General features: G+C 72.7%; 2 pseudogenes. Both read left to right on the top strand.

Annotation, left to right across the window (positions count from 1 at the left end):
- A pseudogene (locus tag BIU95_RS19095) lies at positions 1-135 on the top strand (N-acetylmuramic acid 6-phosphate etherase); the annotation flags it as partial.
- A gap of 207 nt (positions 136-342) precedes the next feature.
- Positions 343-554 (top strand): annotated as a pseudogene (locus BIU95_RS12555) (thioredoxin); the annotation flags it as partial.

Here is a 554-nt window from a genome sequence, read left to right as displayed (position 1 = left end):
GGCCGGCTCGGCGTCCTCGATGCCAGCGAGTGCCCGCCCACCTTCGGCACCGATCCGAGCCAGGTGGTCGGCGTGATCGCCAGCGGCGACCCCGCCCTGACCACCGCGGTGGAGGGCGCGGAGGACGACGAAGCATAGGCAGGTGAGCCGTCCGCCGCCGACGCTGGAAAGGTGCGCTGTTCACGGCGCAGGTGTCCCCACCCCGGCGGGCGGCTCGTCTGACGGCTGAACGACGCGACGGCCGCGCCGAACCGCCAAACCGCCGGACCGCCAGACCGCCCGGCACCGTCACGAACGGACACGTGCTTCCGTGCGGACAGCACCACGACGTACGGTCACACCATGACCGTCATCGTGGCCGTCGCCGTGCTGGCGGGGGTTCTCGCCCTCGCCACCGTCCTCGGGCTGCTCCTGCGTTCCAGGACAGGCCGCGCGAAGCCCAGCCCGACCGCGCCCGACGGCACCGCCAGCACCGTCGACGACCTCGCCTCCGCCGATGCCTTCGGCAGTCGTGCCACCCTCGTCCAGTTCTCCACGCCGACGTGTGCTCGTTG

This window comes from Curtobacterium sp. MCBA15_007, assembly GCF_001864905.1.
Taxonomy (GTDB): domain Bacteria; phylum Actinomycetota; class Actinomycetes; order Actinomycetales; family Microbacteriaceae; genus Curtobacterium; species Curtobacterium poinsettiae.
The sequence above is the reverse complement of the archived record's forward strand: the minus strand, read 5'-3'. Positions and strand labels throughout refer to the sequence as shown.